Genomic DNA, 3,290 nt, shown 5'->3' with positions numbered 1-3,290 from the left:
AGAAATAATATTATTATGTAAATTATAATTTATAAAATAGATAATTTAAATTTATTATAACATAAATAAAAAGTAAACTATTTAAATTGATATCTAATAACGATATATAATTTATAATTAAATTCATTTTTATTATAGTATAAAACGAATAAATAAGAATGAATAAAAATAAACTCATAATAACCATAGAAAATGGGTAGTTTTCTATAGTTATATTAGACTTTCGTTTTTATAAAATTTAATCTTACTATGTAAATAATTTTGAATATATTTCAGTTATAATAATAGATATAAAAGTAATTAATAAGGAGTTGTAGGATAATGGAATTTGAATTGATATCAATTCATAATGAAACTTCTTTAGACAGTATTGAAAAACAAAAACAAAATTTCACGAACATAATTACATTATGGAATCGTGAATATATAGATGAAGCTGAGTTTAAAAAGGAAAATAATGAAAGAGACGATAAATATACATATGAGGGATTTTCAGATGAAGAGATTCTATATTACTACTTGAACCGGCAAACACATTTTGACCAGGAAAAACGTATCAAGGACGCATCCAGGAATCTATATGCACGTGATTTAAGCCAGTTTTACTTCTTTATCAAACAAAGTACAGAATTTCTGCAGCAAGATGTAAAAGATTATGAAGTTGGCCAAGTTTGGAGGAATCTAAGAAAGCGTCATATCCGAAGCTATCAAAAATGGCTATCCCAGGAGGCAATCTCCTATCAATCAAAAGAAAAATACAAAGCATCTACTATTAGTAGGAAGCTTGGTGTGATACGTTCCTATTTGAAATGGTTATATGAAATCCAATATATTCAGGAACCTCTTCATGTGGAGATTCTAAGCACGACGGTGAATAAACAGCATAAACCAAAGCGTGAGTTATCATATGAGGAAGTGAAGCAACTGCTAAACTACTACAAGGATAATGAAATCAATTACGCTTTATTATCGGTCCTGGCTACTACAGGATTACGTGTAGCAGAAGTAGCACATGCGAAATGGGAGCATATTGAATATGACTCTATACGTGGACGTTATTACTTAACAGTAGACACAAAAGGTGATAATGAAAGGATTGTTTCCATTAATAAGGAGATTTTTAATCGTATCGTTGCATTCCGAATCCGTAGACGATTACCTATAGATATAGGCAATAAAAATGGCGGGACCATATTTCAAACGAAGAACCATACTGCTTATAGAGAAAATTATCTATCACAATATATTTCTAAGATCATAAAAGATACAAAGTTATCCTTTACGGAGAATATTCGTATTACTCCTCACTTTTTTAGACATTTTTATGTACAGTACTTATATGATTACAAGGGACTAGCACCTCATGTTATTGCAGCTGCAGTAGGTCATAAAAATGACCGGACGACAAAAGAAAACTACTTAAAACAAAGATTGACGAAAGATAATGATGCTGGAAATCTAATTTCGGAAGATGAATTCTAATTATATCGCTTTATATTTTGTATTAAACAGCTTCAATACCACTGTTTTTAGTTATGTATTTTTTACATAATTAAAATTGATTATCTACCTGTTTTTTCTGTTTTTTTATAAGGATTCATTAGTTCTTCGCCAAGATTCCCTAAACAATTAACATATCGATAGGGAAGCGTGTAGAACCTTGCTATAATGAAAAGACTGCAAGGCCTTCTTGAAAAAGCGCTTTGCAGCCTTCTGGTCTCTTGTTTTGCTCAGGTAAAAATCGATTGTATTTCCTTTCGAATCAACAGCACAATACAGGTACATCCATTGACCTTTTACTTTGATATATGTTTCATCGACTCTCCAGGAGTCGCTTGTTTGTTTAAGATGACGTCGGATTCGTTTGTCCAATTCAGGACTGTACTGATGAACCCAACGCATAATCGTTGTATGAGAAATGGATAAGCCCCGTTCCTCCATCATTTCCACTAAATCACGAAAACCGAGGTTGTACCGTAGGTACCATCTTACCGTTAACAAAATAATATCAGGCTGATAATGCTTCCATTTGAATACATTTTCTTTTTCTATATGGATCACACACCTTTTATAGAGTAGTACTATCAGTATGTCCAAGTTTACTAGACCAGTTTCACATATTTTAAAATCTTTGCACCAGAACCAATTTTACAAACCCTAATATATGTTAAAAGTAAAAACACATAACAGATCTTTCTTGTAATATGCTTTTTTGTTTTTGCTAGGTAACTTCTATTGTCATAAAGTAAACAGTATAGTTATTTGGGGTCCTTTGACACTTTCATTTGATACGGTGCTGAATGTGTACTAATGTTTGCTGCGTGATTAGGTTACATTGCTATACTGATTACAAATTCAAAAAGACCTTTGAGTTCTACCTATTGTTTTGTGAGTGGCCCCAAAAAGAAGGAATCGTTGCCGTGCCCTATATAGGAAACTACAAGATAAATCATAATAAAAATACCCGCCCAAATTGGAAAATTTTTCAGATGTGGCGGGTTATTCTTTGAATCGTTGCCGTACCCCTTATCTTTTATGGTCTGCTTTTGCTACATATTTATCTTGGACAATTTACAGCATGAATTGATAAATTACAAAAACTTGAGCATAATTAAAAATGCTCAAGTTTTTGTATTGTTTGGTTTTTATCAAGAAAATGTAATAAATACGACCAAAAAAATTAAACATGTTTTTAACAATATCTTGGATAGTCACTGCTTTAATTCATTTAACTCTTGCATACATTCTTGAACAAGTGTGACCGCCTGACTCATGGTAGCTCCCCCGCCAAATGCAGCTGTTACGCCAATGATCTCAAGAATTTCCTGCTCTGAAGCTCCTTGATCTATACATCCTTTAGTGTGATAAATAATGCAATACTCATCCTGAGAGTAAAGGCTTATCCCTAAAGCAACCAATTGTTTTACTTTTTTTGATAATGTACCCTCTTTAAAGCATTCCTCTGTAAAAGAATTAAACTGTTCAGCCAGTTTTGGCATTTTTTCCGTAAATAAACCCAACCCATGTTTATATTGAAGAAGTGCAGATTCAGTAGTATTTCTACCTTCAAATTCCATATTTAATCAACCCCATTTCTAGTATTTATAAAACATACGTTAGTATGAGCTTAAAGTACTTTGATTAATCATGTTTGACATTATGTAATTTAGGGGGGCATCTTTACTTTTCAAAAATAATTCTTCTAAAATAAACGGTTCTGGTGCAAAAATAAATTATAAAAAAAGTAGGACCTGAATTTCCTACTAAATTACAGATTATGATGCGATACC

At 31.7% G+C, this 3,290-nt stretch carries 2 protein-coding genes and 2 pseudogenes; 2 read left to right on the top strand and 2 right to left on the bottom strand.

The window, feature by feature from the left end:
* Positions 1-321: 321 nt before the first annotated feature.
* On the top strand, positions 322-1,482 hold the full coding sequence (locus JDS96_RS30070; protein WP_199669038.1) for a tyrosine-type recombinase/integrase: 1,161 nt from the start codon (positions 322-324) through the stop codon (positions 1,480-1,482).
* 177 nt (positions 1,483-1,659) lie between these two features.
* On the opposite strand, the pseudogene JDS96_RS30065 reads toward JDS96_RS30070, so the two are convergent.
* A pseudogene (locus JDS96_RS30065) lies at positions 1,660-2,052 on the bottom strand (IS6 family transposase); the annotation flags it as partial.
* Positions 2,053-2,479: 427 nt separating this feature from the next.
* On the opposite strand from JDS96_RS30065, the pseudogene JDS96_RS33410 reads away from it, so the two are divergent.
* Positions 2,480-2,587, top strand: a pseudogene (locus JDS96_RS33410) (hypothetical protein); the annotation flags it as partial.
* A gap of 124 nt (positions 2,588-2,711) precedes the next feature.
* Here the strand turns inward: JDS96_RS33410 and JDS96_RS30060 are convergent.
* Positions 2,712-3,077 (bottom strand): carboxymuconolactone decarboxylase family protein, encoded by a 366-nt coding sequence (locus JDS96_RS30060; RefSeq protein WP_006096975.1) that lies wholly within the window; start codon positions 3,075-3,077, stop codon positions 2,712-2,714.
* Between the last annotated feature and the right edge of the window lie 213 nt (positions 3,078-3,290).

This window comes from Bacillus cereus group sp. N21 (assembly GCF_016483395.1).
Lineage (GTDB): Bacteria > Bacillota > Bacilli > Bacillales > Bacillaceae_G > Bacillus_A > Bacillus_A pseudomycoides.
The sequence above is the reverse complement of the archived record's forward strand: the minus strand, read 5'-3'. Positions and strand labels throughout refer to the sequence as shown.

Coding starts and splice junctions, on each gene's coding strand:
- JDS96_RS30070 (WP_199669038.1), top strand. CDS start 322: ATGGAATTTGAATTGATATCAATTCATAATGAAACTTCTTTAGACAGT.
- JDS96_RS30060 (WP_006096975.1), bottom strand. CDS start 3,077: ATGGAATTTGAAGGTAGAAATACTACTGAATCTGCACTTCTTCAATAT.